Source organism: Morganella morganii, from assembly GCF_041099235.1.
Lineage (GTDB): Bacteria > Pseudomonadota > Gammaproteobacteria > Enterobacterales > Enterobacteriaceae > Morganella > Morganella morganii_E.
Genome location: NZ_JBFZSO010000001.1, coordinates 19,809 through 37,799, shown reverse-complemented (window position 1 = coordinate 37,799; position 17,991 = coordinate 19,809). Strand labels below are relative to the sequence as shown.

The window sequence follows — 17,991 nt, the reverse complement described above, 5'->3', positions numbered from 1 at the left end:
AGCATTAATATGCCTGCAAATAATGCTGCCGGTTTTGCCATTGCCGGAGACGGATAAAGCGATTAGAGTGTTCTGCAAACCCGCAATTTCGCTGACATCCGGTAAACTATGACTTCTGAGCAGAGTACTGTCCGTATTATTGATACCATCACGCTTTCCGATAACTGGTATATCCTCAAAAAATATGTCGTTGATTATCTGCGCCGCGACGGCACCCGCCAGCGTCTGGAGCGGGAAGTTTATGACCGTGGTAACGGTGCGGTTATTCTGCTGTATAACCGTCAGAAAAACAGCGTCATTCTGATCCGACAGTTTCGTCTGCCGGTGTATGTCAACGGTCATGACGGCTTTCTGATTGAAGCGGCTGCCGGTCTGCTGGAAGAGCAGGATCCGGTATCCCGCATCAAAGCGGAAGCGGAGGAAGAGACCGGTTTTCGCATTACCGATGTTGAAAAAGTGTTTGAAGCTTTTATGAGTCCGGGATCAGTCACCGAGAAACTCTACTTTTTTATTGCCGAATACGAAGACAATAACCGGCAGACCGCCGGTGGTGGTCTGCCGGAAGAGGGTGAAGATGTGGAAGTGCTGGAAATGCCGTTCCCGCAAGCTCTTGCAGCGATCAAAAGCGGTGAAATAAATGACGGCAAAACGATTATGTTGTTACAGCACCTGGCGTTGTCGGGGAGAATGGCATGACGGATGAAGAAAAGGAGCAAAAGAAGCACATTGCATCCAAAGCAGATGCTGCGGCGTGGCTGGCTGAATCTGTTGCTGATCCGCAGCTGCATTCTTTCTCTGCGGGCATTATGTGAAGAAAAATTATCATGAAAACAACAAAATACCTCCCGCTGATGTTGTCCCTGCTGTTACCGTTATCAGCTGTTGCCGCACAATTATCACCGGAAAATGTGGTATTGGATTTCTACCGTCTCAATTTACAGGACCCGCCCTCTGATGGTTATGCAAAAAGCCAGGATTTGTATGTCAGCCCGGCGTTGCAGGAAAGCATCAACGAATCCCTGAGTTGTAATTTCGATGGTCCGGACACCGACCAGGCATTTTGTGACCAGCCGCGTCCCTGCAAAGAAACCGCACATAGCTATATCTGTTTGTGGGGAGAGCACTGGGTGGAAAATGATGTCAATTATTATACCAAGTCACAGGATTACCCTGATTCGTGGATGACAGAGCGGGCGGCACATACTGAATCACAAACCGCGGATATGGCTACTGTGCGTATCACACTGGGTAAAGCTCCGGAGCCATTGCGGTCATTCCGGGTAAAACTGATTCAGCAAAACGGACAGTGGAAAATTGATAGTATTGTGATGCTTGAGTGAGGCAGGGTTATATCTGGCAGCATATTTATTAAATTTAACGCAAGTAAACTATGTGTTATGCTATTTTTTTGCCTGTAAAATATACCCTCAATTCATCGGGTACTGGCTATTATGCCAAATGCCATAGAATATCTGACTATAGCCGCTCTCAACCTGGTAATACTACCAGCTCTCATTATTTGTCATAAAATGGTTCTGCTGCCTGCTTTGCTCTATACACCCGGTCTTCCTCCTTATATTAATGAACGTATTGAAAATATAAGAAATACGATGGCTAATTATTAGTAAATTTTATGTAATTCAGGAATGCAATCCCACCGGCAGGTGGATGCTGGTTGCCGCAGAGCAATAAATACCTGTTGTGGTGTATTGATCTTTTCCCTTCTTTCAAACCGGGTGTAAACTGGCAGAAATGCAGATTGCATGAGGTCAGCCCGCCTGCGGGTATCCGGCATATTATTCCGGTTATGATACTATAAAAACAGGAGCCGCACGCGGGGTACAGACGGTACTGCCGTGAAGTGGTCACAGGATATTATGGCTTTACGGGAAAAAGACAATGCCATCGCCATTACCGGCCTGGTCGTTTTAACACTGATCTGGAGTTACAGCTGGATCGCCATGAAGCAGGTCACGCACTATATTGGCGCGTTTGACTTTACGGCGATGCGCTGTGTATTCAGCGCTATTATGTTATTACTGGTGCTGTATATCCGTGAACGCGCGATGGGGCGGAAAATCCGCTTTACGCCATTCCGTTACACACTGGGGATAGCTGTGCTTCAGACCTGTGGCATGGTCGGGCTGGCACAATGGGCGCTGGTCAGCGGCGGTGCCGGGAAAGTGGCGATCCTCAGTTATACCATGCCGTTCTGGGTGGTGATTATGGCGGCAGTATTGCTGGGTGAGCGGATGCGCCGCCTCCAGTATGCGGCTATTTCAGTTGCCGGTGCCGGGTTATTGTGTGTGATCCAGCCCTGGACACTCGATTTCGCATCCATGAAAAGTGCCTTTCTGGCAGTGGCGTCCGGTATCAGTTGGGGGGCGAGCGCGATTGTGGCGAAGAAACTCTACAGCCGTTATCCGCAGGTGGATTTACTTTCTCTCACCACCTGGCAGATGGTGTATGCCGCAATTATTATGACCGTGGTGGCGTTTTTGGTTCCTCAGCGCGCAATTGACTGGCAGCCGTATGTCTTCTGGGCACTGAGTTACAGCGCCATTCTGGCGACCGCCGTTGCCTGGAGTTTATGGCTGTTTGTGCTGAGAAAATTACCGGCGGGGATTGCCAGCCTGAGCACACTGGCGGTGCCGGTCTGCGGGGTACTGTTCTCATGGTGGCTGCTGGGTGAGGAGCCGGGCAGCACAGAAACCGCAGGGATCGTGATGATTGTGCTGGCGCTGGCGGTGATCAGTATTAAACGGCCGAAAAAAAACGCCTGACATTTACCGCACACTTCAGTTATCCGTCAGAAGAAGAAGGGCTGGTCATCAGCGGCCGGTGAACCGCTTAAGCTGGTCGGCCAGCAGGGTTTTGACCAGCCAGATGGCTTCTTCACTGACTTTTGCTTTCAGCGCCGGGTCAGCGAACATCATCAGGCACAGTGACTCGGTTGCACCGAAAATCATCACAGAAGTCCATTCCGGGATCCGAAAATTCTCCGGCAGCCAGCGCTGCAATGCGCGTTGCAGGATCTGGCAGAAAAAGTCCTGCACTTCACGGCTGATCCCCGCATATTCAGGGTACGCTTTCAGTGCCGCCACGGCGGCATTGAAGGCTTCACCATCCTCTGCCATCACATCAAAATAGGTTGTGATAAAAACAGAAACAGCCTGATCGAGATCCGCGATCGGCTGTTCCATCCCGGTATTCATCCGTTCGGTCAGAACATCATCACTGTATTTAAACAGCGCATGCAGCAGGGACTTGCGGTTGCCGAAATGTTTGTAGGTCACCGGCTTGGTTACGCCCGCCTTTTCCGCAAGGGTAATGAGGGTCAGGGCATCGGTGCCTTCCGCCAGGATAATGCTGTTGGCGACATTGAGCAGCTGTATCTGACGCTCGTCGCGCTGTAAACGTCCGGACAAATCTGCCTCCTCATTGATATTAAAGTCGTTCTGTCTGCCGGAAAGTGTATCACAGAGTTCCCGGCTGCGGTCAGCTGACAGAAAAGATCGAAAAAAGATCGGAAAGGTATTTACAAGTTACCAAAGGTAACATATAACTATACCAAAGGTAACTTATAAACGTTTCATCTGCAACCAAGAATCAGTGAGGATGTACCATGCCGTGGATTTTATTAATTACTGCCGGATTATTTGAAGTCGTCTGGGCATTTACCATGAAACAATCAGAAGGTTTCACCAAAGTGGGGCCGTCAGTGATCACCATTATTGCCATGCTGATAAGCTTCGGGCTGCTGGCAATGGCCATGCGGGCACTGCCGCTGGGCACGGCTTACACCATCTGGACCGGGATCGGCGCTATCGGTGCCTTTATTGTCGGGATTATGGTGCTGGGTGAACCGGCAAACATGATGCGGATTATCGCCGGGGTATTAATTATCTCCGGGCTGGTGATGATGAAATTAGCCAGCCCGGCATAAAACATTCAGTACTGTGTTGCTTGCCGGCAGATATTGCCGGCTTTTTTGTTACAGCAGGGGCAGTTCCCGCGCCGGGATCACGTCTTTCATCACCAGAGTGGATGTCAGGCGCTGAACCCCCGGCATGGCAGCCAGGCGGCTGTCATATAATTTCTGAAAGGCATCGATATCCTTGACCACGACGGTCAGCATATAGTCCGGATCGCCAAACAGCCTTTTGGCTTCGATAATTTGCGGAATATCCGCCACCGCTGTCTCAAATTTACTCATACTTTCCTGGTTGCCGTCTTTCATAGTGACAAACACCAGTGCGGAAAAATTCAGCCCCAGCACACGCGGATCAAGCTGTGCGCGGTAATCGCAGATAGCCCCGGATTGCTCCAGTGCTTTCAGCCGCCGGTGGCAGGGGGATAAACTCAGACCCACGCGATCTGCCAGCTCAGTGACAGTTAATCGCCCGTCGAGTTGTAATTCAGAAAGAATCTTCCTGTCAAAGCTGTCCATTGGTAATTTTCTCCCTCAAATAAGGTAAATCAGGGTCTGATTAGCAAGCACATTCTACCCGAATACAGATATTCTTCCTATCAGTTTCCGGTACAGGACAGAGGTATGCGGGAACTGGTTTCTGAAAAATGTCAGATATGCCGGCAACCGCCCCCGCCGGGTCTGACGAAAACAAAAAGCCCCGTTTCATGGCTCTGAAACGGGGCTTTTCTTATGGCAGAACGGGGATCAGTTGTTTTCTGATTCTATGCCACGGCTGCGCAGGTATTCATCGTAACTGCCGGTAAAGTCAGTGACTTTCTCCGGTGTGATTTCGATGATACGGGTCGCCAGGGAGCTGACGAACTCACGGTCATGGGAAACAAACACTAATGTTCCCTGATATAACTCCAGCGCCATATTCAGGGATTCAATAGATTCCATGTCGAGGTGGTTGGTCGGCTCATCCATAATCAGAATGTTTGGTTTGGTCATCATTAACTTACCAAATAACATCCGGCCTTTTTCACCCCCGGATAACACCTGTACGGATTTTTTAATGTCATCCTGAGAGAACAGCAGGCGGCCCAGCACACTGCGGACAGACTGCTCATCATCACCCGGCTGCATCCACAGGCTCATCCAGTCGAAAACCGTCATATCGACTTCAAAATCGGTGGCGTGATCCTGTGCGTAATAACCGATATTGGCGTTTTCAGACCACTTATAACGACCGGTATCCGGTGTTAGTTCACCAACCAGGGTTTTCAGAAAGGTGGATTTACCCACACCGTTCATACCCAGAACCGCGACTTTTTCACCCACTTCCATCATCATATTGACGTTTTTGAACAGCGGGGCGTTACCGTCATAACCTTTGGACAGGTTTTCCACTTCCAGCGCATTGCGGAATAATTTTTTATCCTGCTCAAAGCGGATAAACGGGTTCTGACGGCTGGACGCTTTAATCTCGGTCAGCTGAATTTTTTCAATCTGTTTGGCGCGGGAGGTTGCCTGACGGGACTTGGAGGCATTTGCGCTGAAACGGCTGACAAATGACTGCAATTCACTGATTTGTGCTTTCTTCTTCGCGTTATCCGCTAACAGACGCTCACGCGCCTGAGTGGCGGCAAACATATATTCATCATAGTTACCCGGATGCACATTCAGGCTGCCGTAATCCAGATCGGCCATGTGCGTGCACACCATATTCAGGAAGTGGCGGTCATGGGAAATGATGATCATGGTGCTGTTACGCGCATTCAGCGTCTGCTCCAGCCAGCGGATGGTGTCGATATCTAGGTTGTTGGTCGGTTCGTCGAGCAGCAGAATATCCGGGTCTGCAAACAGTGCCTGCGCCAGCAGCACACGCAGCTTCCAGCCCGGCGCGATTTCACTCATCGGGCCGTTATGCTGTTCCAGCGGGATCCCCACACCCAGCAGTAATTCACCGGCGCGGGATTCAACGGTGTAGCCGTCCATTTCAGCAAACTGTACTTCGAGATCCGCCACGCGCATGCCGTCTTCTTCGCTCATGTCCGGCAGGCTGTAGATGCGGTCACGCTCCTGTTTGACTTCCCACAGTTCGGTATGACCCATAATGACTGTGTCGAGCACAGAAAATTCTTCATAGGCGAACTGATCCTGTTTCAGTTTACCCAGACGTTCGTTCGGGTCGAGAAACACGTTGCCGCTGCTCGGTGCCAGATCACCGCCGAGAATTTTCATAAAGGTGGATTTACCGCTGCCGTTTGCGCCGATCAGGCCATAGCGGTTACCGCCGCCGAATTTGACAGAGATATTTTCAAACAGCGGCTTGGCGCCGAACTGCATCGTAATATTGTTGCTGATTAACAAGACGAATACTCATAAGTTAAAGGAGAAAATAAACGGCGGGCATTATGCCACAGATGGGCGGCGAGGCACAGATGTATAAAAAAAGGGCGGCAGCCCGGCAGGCCACCGCAGTACATATTATTGTGAGTTCGGATCCATGGCATAGATTTCACCGGATTCATCTTCCGGCAGACCGTAATTCAGAACATCATAGATCCCCAAATCGGTTTTACAGACCTTTTTATTGATGACTTTATCGCCTTTATAGACCGCCAGGCCGGTAAATTCCCAGCCGCGGCCCATTCCGCTGTATACCACATAGTTAAACGGGCCGTTTTCAAAGCGGATATACGCCGAACCACCGCCGATAAACATGGTTTGTCCGACATAAACACCATTTTTCACATTGCCTTTTACCGGCAGGGTAATTTCCGGTTTTGCCAGCGTCCCGTAGCGGTATGCCGGTGTTTTACCTTTTTCCACCATCACGCTGACATATTTATTGTTTTCCAGCTGACAGGTAAACTCCTGAGCCAGCGCCGGGGCTGATAACAGCCCTGTCACTACCATCCCGGTAAGATACTTTTTCATTTTTCTGCCTTTACAGGTTATTGTCCGGGGTCCGGCGTGTTATTAATTGTTATGACCGGCTATTTATTAGCATAAAAATGAATTTATTTCCGGTTTTCCGGAGCAGGATAAGTATATATGCCATGGACTTTTGCACATCCGGCGATTGTTTTTCCGCTGAAACAATCCCGTTACGGGCGGTGGCTGAATCTGCCCGCGCTCATTACAGGCAGTGTATCGCCGGATCTGCTGTACTCTTTCGGGATGTACCGCGCCGCAGATGAAGCGCATCATTTTACCGGCTGGTTTTACACCGGACTGCCGGTGTGTCTGGCTGTTCTGCTGATTTTTCACTGGTTATCCGTGCCGCTGAAAACCGTATTACCGTTTCCGGTGACTGACCCGCTGATCCGTTCTCTGCGGAAAAATACCATTATTTTGCTGTCTCTGTTTATTGGTGCGGCCACACATATTGTCTGGGATGCATTTACCCATGAAACCGGCACGATGGTGCGGGCGCTGTCCGTTTTACAGGTACCGTTACTGCGCGGCATGACTGACGGGCAGGAGATTGCGGTATATAAAGTGTTGCAGCACTTGGGATCACTGCTTGGTACCGGTTATCTCTGTCTGAAATTTGTACAATATCAGCGGACACTGCCGGAAGCAGAGAAACGCGGGAATCTTATCCGGCTTATCCGTCTGATTGCGCTGGCTGTTCTGGCGGCACTGTGTACTGTGCCGCTGGCGTACCGTCTGGCGCAGACAGCAACCAGTGTTCATATAAATCGTTTTGTCTTTTATGAATTGTCGCTTTCTGTCTCCTTTTTTGCCGGTTTTGTTGTTCTGGCGGCACTTTTTCAGGTTATCAGAAAGCGCTGATGCGTTATGATCGCGGATTAAATTTTGCAGCACAGAGGAAAATACACAGTGGCGATTTGGGTGGATGCGGACGCCTGTCCGAAAGTTATCAAAGAGATCCTTTACCGGGCAGCGGATCGGGAAAAAACGGAAGTCACCTTTGTGGCTAATCAGCGGCTGGTGGTACCGCCGTCACCGTTTTTAAAAACATTGCAGGTCTCAGCCGGATTTGATGTGGCCGATAATGAAATTGTCCGCCGTGTGCAGAAAGATGATCTTGTCGTCACCGCGGATATTCCGCTGGCCGCTGAAGTGCTGGAGAAGGGCGCGGTGGCACTGAACCCGCGCGGTGAACGTTATACCCCGGCGACTATCCGTGAGCGTCTGACCATGCGTGACTTTATGGACACCATGCGGGCTTCCGGCATTCAGACCGGCGGTCCGGCAGCGCTGAACCAGCGTGATCGCCAGTTGTTTGCCAATGAACTGGATAAATGGTTTCTGCAGTGTAAAAAACGCACGCCATCCGCCTGATCCCCGCCTCATTATTAATATCTTTATAAAATGCCGGGTGCTGTTATGCCATCCGGCATTTTATTTTTATCCTCAGTGTAACAACTTCTTAAAAAAGCTCACTGTTTAGCCTTATCCACTATAATAACAATGGTTTATGATATTTTCCGCTGGTTTTACCGCAGACGATCCGGCCTGAATCCTGTATGTCACCTCGTCAAATACGATGCTTTATATCGGAGATTCCTGATAAAGCTTATCTTAAGTCTCGTTATTATTAACATCACACTATATTCATTAACATTATAATGATAGTTGTTATAATTAGTGTGCTACTTAATTAAAAAAATGCCACACAAATATTACAGATAATGATGAGGCTTTAGATGAAAATCTCACGCAGAAAGTTAATTTTAGGGGTTGGTGCTGCCGGCGTGCTGGCAGGTGGTGCTTCAGTATTAGTTCCTATGGTTCGCCGCGACGGCAAATTTGTGGAATCGACTTCACGCGCAAAACATGTTGACGGCACCGAAGGTGCATTACCGAAAGAGTCCGATGCAGTTATTATCGGCGGCGGCATGATGGGGATCATGACAGCGATTAACCTGGCGGAAAGAGGCATGAGCGTCACCGTCCTGGAAAAAGGTGAAATCGCCGGTGAGCAGTCCGGACGTGCTTACAGCCAGATCATCAGCTACAAAACATCAAAAGAAATTTTCCCGCTGCACCATTACGGCAAAATGTTATGGCGTGGTATGAATGAAAAAATCGGGGCGGATACCAGCTATCGTACCCAGGGCCGTGTTGAGGTACCGTCAAGCGCGGAAGATCTCGCAAACTCACAGGCCTGGGTTGAGAATGCCAAAGAGTGGGCTGCTGATTTCGAAGCACCGCTCAACACCCGTTTCATTCAGGGCGACGAACTGAAAAAACGCCTGATTGATGCCAAAACAGACTGGCCGATTGCCGGTTTTGAAGAAGATTCAGGCAGTGTTGATCCGGAAACCGGCGTACCCGTTCTGGCACAGTATGCCAAATCCCTGGGTGTTAAAATCTACACCAACTGCGCGGTCCGTGGTATTGAAACTGCCGGTGGTAAAATCTCTGATGTGGTCACAGAGAAGGGCGCAATCAAAACTTCTCATGTGGTCCTGACCGGCGGTATCTGGTCACGCCTGTTTATGGGTAATCTGGGCATTGATATCCCGACGCTCAACGTTTATCTGTCACAACAGCGTGTTTCCGGCGTTCCTGGTGCACCGCGCGGTAACGTGCACCTGCCGAGCGGCATTCACTTCCGCGAACAGGCAGACGGTACATATGCCGTGGCACCACGTATCTTCACCAGCTCTGTGGTGAAAGACAGCTTCCTGCTGGGTCCGAAATTCCTGCATCTGCTGGGCGGCGGTGAGCTGCCGCTGGAATTCTCCATCGGTGAAGATCTGTTTAACTCCTTCAAAATGGCGACATCCTGGAATCTGGATGAAGTCACGCCGTTCGAGACTTACCGCATCGCAACCGCCACACAGAATACCGAACACCTGGATGCGGTATTTGCCCGCATGAAAGCGGAATTCCCTGTATTTGAACAATCGAAAGTCGTTGAACGCTGGGGCGCGGTCGTTGCACCAACCTACGACGAACTGCCGATTATTTCTGAAGTGAAAGAGTATCCGGGTCTGGTGATCAACACCGCGACTGTCTGGGGTATGACAGAAGGTCCGGCATCCGGTGAAATCACTGCGGATATTGTGACCGGTAAAAAACCGGTTATTGACCCGGCTCCGTTTAGTCTTTCACGTTTTAGTTAATTTTCTGATTACTTACGTTGATACTATTGAGAGGCTTAATATGCGTTACAAAAGTTTACTGTTAGCTCTTCCGCTGGTCTGGGGCGCGGCTCACGCGTCAGAAGGTGTCGTTCATCATAAACTGAACGGTATGCCTATCTCTGAATCTGTGGAAATCAGCAGCAGCAAAAATATTATTTTCCTCAGCGGTAAAGTACCGACCAAAATTTCCAAAGACGCACCGGAAGGTGTTCTGGCGTCATACGGTAATACCGAAGCACAGACCATCAATATCATGGAACAGATCAAAGCTCACCTGGCTGGCTTAGGTTTGGAAATGAAAGATGTGGTGAAAATGCAGGTCTTCCTGGTCGGCGGTGAAGAGACTAACGGTACGATGGATTTCGCGGGCTTTATGGCCGGTTATTCCAAATACTACAACGACAAAGATTCCGGTAATAAATTACCGGCGCGTACCACTGTTCAGGTTTCAAAATTAGCAAACCCGGCATGGCGTGTAGAGATCGAAGTGACCGCTGTCCGTCCGTAATAGTATCAGTGTGTTAACAGCGGGTTTGCATCCGGAAGGAGCAAACCCGTTTTTTATTTGAGGGATAACGATACATAACAGGCTTTCGGATGATGGCTTTTTATGTCATAAAGCCTGAAGTCAGACACGAAAAACCCGGTTATCACCGGTTGGCAGTTCAATCGTCAGACGGAGTGTTCCGCCCATTGCCTCAATATAGCGTTTCAGTGTTGCCAGTTTGATATCATTACCGCGCTGCTCAATCTGAGTGACAGCCGGTTGTGATATACCAAGAGTATATTCGGGGCTGGGATTATTCGGGCTGGTCACGCTGATGCATGAGTTCGGGGCTTTTTTCTCGCTGATTAAAGTGGCGGGCGGCGCTTATCTGTTGTGGTATGCGGTAACAGTTTTCCGTAACCGGACGCAACTGAATCTCAATACCGACAGCACATTACCGGCGCAGCATACACTGCGTTATTTCCGGCGCGGTCTGATTTCCGACCTCTCCAATCCGCAGACTATTCTGTTTTTTATCAGTATTTTCTCGGTCACACTGACACCGCAAACGCCGTTGTGGGCAAAAATCACCCTGTGGTTTGGCATTATCACGGTATCACTTATCTGGCGTATTATTCTCTGCCGCACATTTTCCCTGACCTCTGTGCGCCGTACCTATTCCCGCATTCATCGTGTGGTTGGTAAAGTGGTGGGCGTGTTACTCGGCGCACTCGCAGCCCGGCTGATTTATCAGGGAGCTGCGGAGTTACTCAGCCGCCGCTGAACAGATCCGGCGTTTTTTTCAGATAACTGTTACAGGCGCAAAGGGCGGTTTTCCGTTATTGTGATGCTCTTTCTGCTTTTCAGTGAATAAAGCTATGACTGCTATCGCGTTATATACCGTCTCGGTTCTGCTCGTGTTTGTGGCACTGCTGCATTTCGGCTGCCTGTTTACCGGTGCCGCCGGATACCGTTTTCTTGGTGCCGGTGAGCGGATCGCCGGGCTGGCGGAGAAAGGGCACTGGTATCCGCATTTTACCGCCATCAGTGTCGGTGTGTTTCTGACAGTTGTGGCCGTGTACGCCTTTGTGACAGCGAGCGGGACAACCGCGCTGCCGTATGCGCATCTTCTGCTGTCGGCGGCAGCCACGGTGTTCCTGGTACGATCGGCGGTTTTTCCGCTGATGAAAAACCGCTTTAAAGGAAACAGTGACCGCTTCTGGTACATCAGCTCATTTTGCAGCTTTATTTTAGGGGTGTTACTGGCTGCCGGAATTTTGTTCTGATCAGCCGCGCGGCACTATCCACGCCGTGCTTTGGAATATATTTTCATTTGAAAAATAAGGATGGAAGGGACCGAAAATTTCGCTATAGTGGGGCGGACTCCATCACCCAACGGATCGGGAAATGACAAAAAATACTATCGATAACACAGAACAGCCCGCACAGGGCGGTATAAAAATCTATCTGAGAAACGGGCTGTATTTTGTGCTGTTTTTAATGGCGGTACAGTTATTGACCACACTGACCGGCGGGGGATTAACCGCGCTGGGTATTGAGCCGCGTACGGTTAACGGGCTGTTTGGTATTTTCCTTGCGCCTTTTATTCACAGCAGTTGGGGGCACTTATTCAGTAATCTGCCGCCGCTGTTAATTCTCAGTGTGTTACTGATGATCCCGTCGGTGAAACATTATATTAAAGCGTCCCTGTTTATTATTATCGTCGGCGGGTTGCTGGTCTGGTTATTCGGGCGGACGGCGGTGCATGTCGGGGCAAGCGGCTGGATATTCGGTTTGTGGGCATTACTGATTTATCAGGGAATTTTCCGCCGCAAACCGCTGGATATTATTATCGGCATTGTGGTGCTGATTTATTACGGCGGTATGATCAGCGGACTGTTTCCGGGACAGCAATTCGTCTCTGTTGAGTCCCATCTGAGCGGCGCTGCCGCGGGGGTTTTATTCGGCTGGCTGCAATACCGCAAACGGAAACAGAATAACAAACCGGCATAACACTCTGCCGGGTGAGAACACCCGGCATCATTATCTGTCAGCCGCGCAGGCGGGATGTTAATCCTTTCAGGAAATAACGCAGCAGCTGATCACCGCAGTCGCGGTAATTTTTATGATCCGGATTGCGGAACAGGGCGCTGATTTCCGGTTTTGAGACCCGGAAGTCGGCACGCTGAAAAATATCAGCCATATCCGTATCCTTCAGTTCAAACGCAACGCGCAATTTTTTCAGAATAATATTGTTGGTCAGACGGGCATCGACCGCCGGCACCGGACGGCTTTCATCTTTGCCGCGGCGGAAAATAATCAGACCGTTGAGAAAGTGACCGGTCACATTATCATCACAAAGCTGATAATCCGCTTCGTCTTCTTTTTTCAGCCAGTCGCTCATCTGCGCTTTGGTGACAGTTAATCCGGCAAGTCCGGTGATTTCGGCCATTTTTGCGTCACTCAGATCCAGCATGTAGCGGACACTGCGCAGAACATAGTTATTCAGCATAAACAGGGGTTATCCATGGAGGGAGTTATAAACCCTGCAATACTAGTGATTATCCGCCCGCATTTCAATGAAATCCGCTGGTTGGAAGTGGATTAATGGCGGTGATATAGTAGGTTTTTCTGTTCAGTCATGAGGTTACTATGTCATTGCCCCGCGCGTTTGCCACCACACTGCTTGCTGCTGCCTGCTCCGCTTATGCTGCCGACCCTGCAGATCTGATGATAACGGACGGCACAGTGCTGACCATGAACCCGGACAATACAGTGTTTGAACATGGTACCGTGGTGGTCAGTGACGGAAAAATTGTCGCCGTCGGCGGCCCGGAACTGACAGCGCAATATCAGGCAAAAAAAGTACTGGATGTAAACGGTGATATTGTGATGCCGGGGCTGATAAACACCCACACTCACGGCTCGATGACGGTTTTCCGTTCCCTCGGGGATGATGTGCCTGACCGCCTGCACCGTTATATTTTCCCGCTGGAAAATAAACTGGTTTCCCGCGATATGGTACGCACCGGCGCCAATCTGGCCAATATCGAAATGATTAAAGGCGGCGTGACCACCTATGCCGATATGTATTATTTCGAAGATGAAGTTGCGAAGACCGTGGATAAAGCGGGTTTACGCGCCGTGCTGGGTGAAACCATTATTAATTTCCCGGTCGCGGATGCACAGACGCCGGAAGAAGGGATCGCGTATGCGGTGCGCTTTATCAATGAATACAAAGATCATCCGCGCATCACACCGGCATTTGCCCCGCATGCTCCGTATACCAATACCACTGAAAACTTACAGAAAATCGCGGCACTGTCTGAAGAACTGAATGTTCCGGTGATGATCCATCTGGCGGAAACAGATCGCGAAAAAGAAGAGATCGCCAAACGCACCGGCGGGAAAAGCCCGGTGCAGTATATGGCGGATATCGGCGTGCTGAATAACCGCCTGCTGGCAGCGCATGTAATTATGGCCGATGATAATGACCTGAATCTGCTGAAAAAATATGATGTCGGGGTGGCACACAATATCAGTGCCAACACCAAATCCGCCAAAGGCGTGGCACCGGTCACGCAAATGCTGGAAAAAGGGATCCGCACCGGTCTCGGTACCGACGGGCCGATGTCCTCCAATACACTGACCACCATGAATGAGCTCAATCTGGTCGGTAAAATTCATAAACTGGAAACCAAAAACCGCGCAGCCATGCCGCCGCTGACCGTGATTGAAATGGCGACCATGGGATCGGCCCGTGCGCTGCATATGGATGATAAAATCGGCTCACTGGAAACCGGAAAACTGGCAGATATCATTGTGGTGGATACCAAAGCGCCGAATATGGTACCGGTGTACAGCCCGTATGCCGCGCTGGTCTACGGCGCAAACGGTGCCAATGTCCGCCATACCATTGTTGACGGTGTGATCCTGATGGAAGACCGGCAGTTACTGACCGTCAATGAAAATGAAATTATTCAGGATGCTCAGCGTTTTGCGGAAAAAGTCCGTGAGACCGTGCGCGCTTCAGGGGAAGAGGTGAAATGACAAAAAAACTCAAATGTGCACTGATTTATGATTTTGACGGCACCCTGGCTGAAGGTGACTGTCCGGAGCACGGACTGATGCCTGCTCTGGGTATCAGTGACACGAAAGCATTCTGGAGGGAAGTGAAGCGGTTTGCCAAAGCGGATGACGGCGACGAAATTCTGTCCTATATGGGGTTACTGGCTGCGAAAGCCAATATCCGGCAGTCATCTGAATTGAGTGTTGAAAATCTGAAGAAACACGGTGCAACGATTCCGCTGTTTCCCGGGGTGGCAGAGTGGTTCACCCGGATCAATGCCTGGGCCCATGAGCAGGGGCTGGACCCGGAACACTATATTCTGTCCAGCGGACTGGACGGTATGATCCGCGGCACGTCTATCGGCCATGAATTCCGCGATATTTTTGCCTGTAAATATCACTATTCCGCTGACGGAAAAACAGCACTATGGCCTGCTCAGGCTATCAATTACACCACCAAAACACAGTTTTTATTCCGGATAAACAAGGGGATACATAACTCATGGGATAATGTGGCGGTTAATCATTTTATCGAGCAGGAAGAGCGTGCAGTGCAGTTCCGCCATATGATCTATTTCGGCGATGGTGATACCGATATCCCGGCCATGAAAATGGTGCGTTATCAGGGCGGTTTCTCGCTGGCGGTATTTGATCAGAAGAAATGGGGCAACCCGGAAACTCAGAACAAGGTCGGCAAGCTGATTGCGGAAGAGCGGGCAAATTATGTGGTACCCGCAAACTATGAGGAAGGCAGCCAGCTGGATGTGACCGTGAAAGGGCTGTTACAGCTGTTCCGCCGTAAGCGCTGAGGTCTGCAAACCCGGATCAGTGACGCTGTCACATATAATACGGGTATTACATGTCCGATCAGAATATTTTTGCCCGGTCACCGTCCGTAACCTGCCAATTGGTGTACCATAACGACAGAGACTATTCAGAATAAGAAATGTATGGAGAAAGTATGAAATACCAAAATGTGACTGACACGCCCGGTGAGAATTCCTATTTCCTCGTTTTTAATCTGACAGATACCCCGCAAACGCGGGAAACGGTTGTTACGCTGTGTAATAACCTGTCCGGTATTCTGCGCAGCATCCGTAACCGCTTTCCGAAACTGGAAGTCAGTTGTGTGATGGGCTTCGGGGCGGATGCATGGCAAAGACTGTTTCCGGATGCGGGTAAACCCCGTGAACTGAATACCTTTGAAGCAATTAAAGGACCACGTTTTACCGCCGTATCCACCCCCGGTGATATCTTCTTTCATATCCGCGCCCTGAATGTGTCCGCCTGTTACGAGCTGGGTTCCATTATCAGCCGTGCTCTGAGCAGTGCAGTGACCTGTGAGGATGAGGTTCACGGCTTCCGTTATATGGACGGACGCGCAATTATCGGCTTTGTCGACGGGACAGAAAATCCGGAATTTGAGGATGAGCGCAAAGAGTATGCGGTTATCGGCGATGAAGACCCGGGATTTGCCGGCGGCAGTTATGCCTTTGTGCAGAAATACATTCACGATATGGATGCCTGGCAGAGCCTGAGCACCGAAGATCAGGAAAAAGTCATCGGCCGTCATAAATTTAATGATGTCGAACTGACGGATGAGCAGAAAATCCCGGGCTCTCACAATGTGGTGACCAATATTCAGGACGAAGAGGGTAATGACCTGAAAATTGTCCGCGCCAATATGCCGTTCTCCAATCCGGCCAAAAATGAGCACGGTACCTATTTTATCGGCTACGCCCGTTATTTCTCCACCACCCGCAGAATGCTGGAAAATATGTTTGCCGGAAAAGAAACCGGTGCCACCGATGAATTACTGAAATTCAGTACTGCTGTGACCGGTACACTGTTCTTTATTCCGTCACCGGCCATGCTGGATGATGTTGAATAACTGACCTGATCCGGGGGGATCACTCCCGGATCGCTTTTCCCGCCTGATGTTTCCGCGTTTTTTATTGGTATTTCCCCGTTGTCTGCGGTAAAGTTTCCGGCTTTTTTCCGGCATGGCAAACAGCGGAGGCATTATGTTTATTGGTTTTGATTACGGAACATCCAACTGCTCAGTGGCAGTGATGAAAGAGGGCACCCCGGTGTTATTACCGCTGGAGGGGGATAATGTCTATATTCCGTCCACCCTGTGTGCGCCGACACGCGAATCCGTTTCCGAACACTTATTCCGTCACCGCGATATTCTGCCGTCGGATAATACCGGTGAACAGTTATTACGCCGCTCTATCGCTTTTAACCGCGAAGAAAGTATTGAACTGGTGCCGGAGGATATTCTGTTCGGCCAGGCCGCGCTGGAACTCTATCTTAATGATCCGCGTGACGTGTATTACGTCAAATCCCCGAAATCCTTTCTCGGTGCTTCCGGTCTGCACGATGTGCAAGTCAGCTTCTTTGAGGATCTGGTCTGCGCCATGATGGCGAATATCAAATCTCAGGCTGAGCGTTCAACACAGGAAACCATCACCGAAACGGTGATCGGCAGACCGGTTAACTTCCACGGCCTGGGTGGTGAAGCAGCCAATCAGCAGGCAGAGGCGATTCTTCTGCGGGCGGCAAAACGTGCCGGTTTTCAGCAGATTACTTTTCAGTTTGAACCGGTGGCGGCCGGACTGGAATATGAATCGGTTCTGAATACGGATCAGACGGTGCTGGTGGTGGATATCGGTGGCGGTACTACCGACTGCTCGCTGATCCGCATGGGACCGGGTTACCGGGGACAGGCTGATCGCACTGACAGCCTGCTGGCACACAGCGGACAGCGGGTCGGCGGAAACGACCTTGATATCTATCTGGCCTTTAAACAACTGATGCCGCTGTTCGGGATGAACAGCCGCGCGGCTTCCGGTATCGAAATGCCGCTGATGCAATTCTGGAACCCGATCGCCATTAATAATGTGGAAGCACAGAAAGAGTTCTATTCCCGCCAGAATCTCACACTGTTACAGCAGCTGAAGCGGGATGCGGCAGAGCCGGAAAAACTGCTGCGTCTGCTGGAAGTATATAACCAGAGTCTGGGTTACAGCATTGTCCGTCGTGCGGAAGAGGCAAAAATCGCGCTTTCTGCCTCACCGGAGTACCGTGCGGCAATCCGCCTGCTCAGTGAAACGCTGGAAACAGACATCAGCGCGGCGGAGATGGAAGAATCGATTTCATCCCCGAAAGATAAAATGATTTCCCTGGTTAATGATGCAGTACAGCAGGGCGGCGCGACACCGGATGCTATCTTTATCACCGGCGGTTCAGGCCGTTCACCAGTGTTATGCCGCGCGATTGAAGCTCAGTTGCCGGGAATTCCGGTGGTCAGAGGAAACGATTTCGGCTCAGTAACTGCCGGTCTGGCACGCTGGGGCGAAATTTGTTTTAAATAAACTTGCAACAGACCGGTC

At 50.3% G+C, this 17,991-nt stretch carries 20 protein-coding genes and 1 pseudogene; 15 read left to right on the top strand and 6 right to left on the bottom strand.

The window, feature by feature from the left end; genetic code table 11:
- Positions 1 to 108 precede the first annotated feature (108 nt).
- The 3 genes from AB7038_RS00200 to AB7038_RS00190 all read left to right on the top strand — a co-directional run bounded on the left by AB7038_RS00200 (position 109) and on the right by AB7038_RS00190 (position 2,783).
- Positions 109 to 696, top strand: a complete 588-nt coding sequence (locus AB7038_RS00200; RefSeq protein ID WP_072868038.1) for an NUDIX domain-containing protein — start codon at positions 109 to 111, stop codon at positions 694 to 696.
- Positions 697 to 824: 128 nt separating this feature from the next.
- The gene (locus tag AB7038_RS00195; protein ID WP_072868036.1) at positions 825 to 1,340 is read left to right on the top strand and encodes a DUF3828 domain-containing protein; all 516 of its coding nucleotides are present in this window, start codon (positions 825 to 827) and stop codon (positions 1,338 to 1,340) included.
- Positions 1,341 to 1,877: 537 nt separating this feature from the next.
- A complete protein-coding gene (locus AB7038_RS00190) occupies positions 1,878 to 2,783 on the top strand; it encodes a DMT family transporter (RefSeq protein WP_072868810.1) in 906 nt (301 codons plus the stop codon).
- 48 nt (positions 2,784 to 2,831) lie between these two features.
- Here AB7038_RS00190 and AB7038_RS00185 read toward each other — a convergent pair whose 3' ends face one another.
- Positions 2,832 to 3,428, bottom strand: a complete 597-nt coding sequence (locus AB7038_RS00185) for a TetR/AcrR family transcriptional regulator (RefSeq protein ID WP_369452559.1) — start codon at positions 3,426 to 3,428, stop codon at positions 2,832 to 2,834.
- Positions 3,429 to 3,625: 197 nt separating this feature from the next.
- On the opposite strand from AB7038_RS00185, the gene AB7038_RS00180 reads away from it, so the two are divergent.
- A complete protein-coding gene (locus AB7038_RS00180) occupies positions 3,626 to 3,946 on the top strand; it encodes a DMT family transporter (protein WP_072868031.1) in 321 nt (106 codons plus the stop codon).
- A 48-nt stretch (positions 3,947 to 3,994) separates the two neighbouring features.
- Here AB7038_RS00180 and AB7038_RS00175 read toward each other — a convergent pair whose 3' ends face one another.
- The 3 genes from AB7038_RS00175 to AB7038_RS00165 form a co-directional block, all read right to left on the bottom strand.
- Positions 3,995 to 4,450 carry an Lrp/AsnC family transcriptional regulator gene (locus AB7038_RS00175; protein WP_004237600.1) on the bottom strand — a complete coding sequence of 152 codons (456 nt, stop codon included), beginning with the start codon at positions 4,448 to 4,450 and terminating at the stop codon, positions 3,995 to 3,997.
- Between the two features lie 228 nt (positions 4,451 to 4,678).
- Positions 4,679 to 6,286, bottom strand: a complete 1,608-nt coding sequence (locus AB7038_RS00170) for an ABC-F family ATPase (protein WP_071592711.1) — start codon at positions 6,284 to 6,286, stop codon at positions 4,679 to 4,681.
- 117 nt (positions 6,287 to 6,403) lie between these two features.
- Positions 6,404 to 6,856 carry a hypothetical protein gene (locus AB7038_RS00165; RefSeq protein WP_369452558.1) on the bottom strand — a complete coding sequence of 151 codons (453 nt, stop codon included), beginning with the start codon at positions 6,854 to 6,856 and terminating at the stop codon, positions 6,404 to 6,406.
- A 117-nt stretch (positions 6,857 to 6,973) separates the two neighbouring features.
- Here AB7038_RS00165 and AB7038_RS00160 point away from each other — a divergent pair, with 117 nt between their 5' ends.
- From AB7038_RS00160 to AB7038_RS00145, 4 genes are all read left to right on the top strand, one after another.
- Positions 6,974 to 7,717, top strand: coding sequence for a DUF4184 family protein (locus AB7038_RS00160; protein WP_369452557.1), 744 nt, complete (start codon positions 6,974 to 6,976; stop codon positions 7,715 to 7,717).
- A 48-nt stretch (positions 7,718 to 7,765) separates the two neighbouring features.
- Entirely contained in the window at positions 7,766 to 8,230 is a 465-nt protein-coding gene (locus AB7038_RS00155) for a YaiI/YqxD family protein (protein WP_032098961.1), read from the top strand.
- 365 nt (positions 8,231 to 8,595) lie between these two features.
- Positions 8,596 to 10,020 carry an NAD(P)/FAD-dependent oxidoreductase gene (locus AB7038_RS00150; RefSeq protein ID WP_369452556.1) on the top strand — a complete coding sequence of 475 codons (1,425 nt, stop codon included), beginning with the start codon at positions 8,596 to 8,598 and terminating at the stop codon, positions 10,018 to 10,020.
- Between the two features lie 40 nt (positions 10,021 to 10,060).
- Complete coding sequence (locus AB7038_RS00145; protein WP_368888342.1) at positions 10,061 to 10,549, top strand: RidA family protein; 489 nt, start codon at positions 10,061 to 10,063, stop codon at positions 10,547 to 10,549.
- 120 nt (positions 10,550 to 10,669) lie between these two features.
- Here AB7038_RS00145 and AB7038_RS00140 read toward each other — a convergent pair.
- A pseudogene (locus tag AB7038_RS00140) lies at positions 10,670 to 10,822 on the bottom strand (helix-turn-helix domain-containing protein); the annotation flags it as partial.
- A gap of 40 nt (positions 10,823 to 10,862) precedes the next feature.
- On the opposite strand from AB7038_RS00140, the gene AB7038_RS00135 reads away from it, so the two are divergent.
- The 3 genes from AB7038_RS00135 (at position 10,863) to AB7038_RS00125 (ending at position 12,541) form a co-directional block, all read left to right on the top strand.
- A complete protein-coding gene (locus AB7038_RS00135; protein ID WP_369452555.1) occupies positions 10,863 to 11,312 on the top strand; it encodes a LysE family transporter in 450 nt (149 codons plus the stop codon).
- A gap of 94 nt (positions 11,313 to 11,406) precedes the next feature.
- The gene (locus AB7038_RS00130; protein ID WP_368888348.1) at positions 11,407 to 11,814 is read left to right on the top strand and encodes a hypothetical protein; all 408 of its coding nucleotides are present in this window, start codon (positions 11,407 to 11,409) and stop codon (positions 11,812 to 11,814) included.
- Between the two features lie 121 nt (positions 11,815 to 11,935).
- A complete protein-coding gene (locus tag AB7038_RS00125) occupies positions 11,936 to 12,541 on the top strand; it encodes a rhomboid family intramembrane serine protease (RefSeq protein ID WP_368888349.1) in 606 nt (201 codons plus the stop codon).
- 37 nt (positions 12,542 to 12,578) lie between these two features.
- On the opposite strand, the gene AB7038_RS00120 is transcribed toward AB7038_RS00125, so the two are convergent.
- The gene (locus AB7038_RS00120) at positions 12,579 to 13,040 is read right to left on the bottom strand and encodes a DUF1456 family protein (RefSeq protein WP_369452554.1); all 462 of its coding nucleotides are present in this window, start codon (positions 13,038 to 13,040) and stop codon (positions 12,579 to 12,581) included.
- A 140-nt stretch (positions 13,041 to 13,180) separates the two neighbouring features.
- On the opposite strand from AB7038_RS00120, the gene AB7038_RS00115 reads away from it, so the two are divergent.
- The 4 genes from AB7038_RS00115 to yegD all read left to right on the top strand — a co-directional run bounded on the left by AB7038_RS00115 (position 13,181) and on the right by yegD (position 17,973).
- Positions 13,181 to 14,578, top strand: coding sequence for an amidohydrolase (locus tag AB7038_RS00115; protein ID WP_368888350.1), 1,398 nt, complete (start codon positions 13,181 to 13,183; stop codon positions 14,576 to 14,578).
- Positions 14,575 to 15,405 (top strand): HAD family hydrolase, encoded by an 831-nt coding sequence (locus AB7038_RS00110; protein WP_368888351.1) that lies wholly within the window; start codon positions 14,575 to 14,577, stop codon positions 15,403 to 15,405. Before AB7038_RS00115 ends, AB7038_RS00110 begins: the two co-directional genes overlap by 4 nt.
- A 152-nt stretch (positions 15,406 to 15,557) precedes the next feature.
- Positions 15,558 to 16,487, top strand: coding sequence for a Dyp-type peroxidase (locus AB7038_RS00105; protein ID WP_368888352.1), 930 nt, complete (start codon positions 15,558 to 15,560; stop codon positions 16,485 to 16,487).
- Between the two features lie 133 nt (positions 16,488 to 16,620).
- A complete protein-coding gene (yegD, locus tag AB7038_RS00100; protein ID WP_369452553.1) occupies positions 16,621 to 17,973 on the top strand; it encodes a molecular chaperone in 1,353 nt (450 codons plus the stop codon).
- Positions 17,974 to 17,991 lie beyond the last annotated feature (18 nt).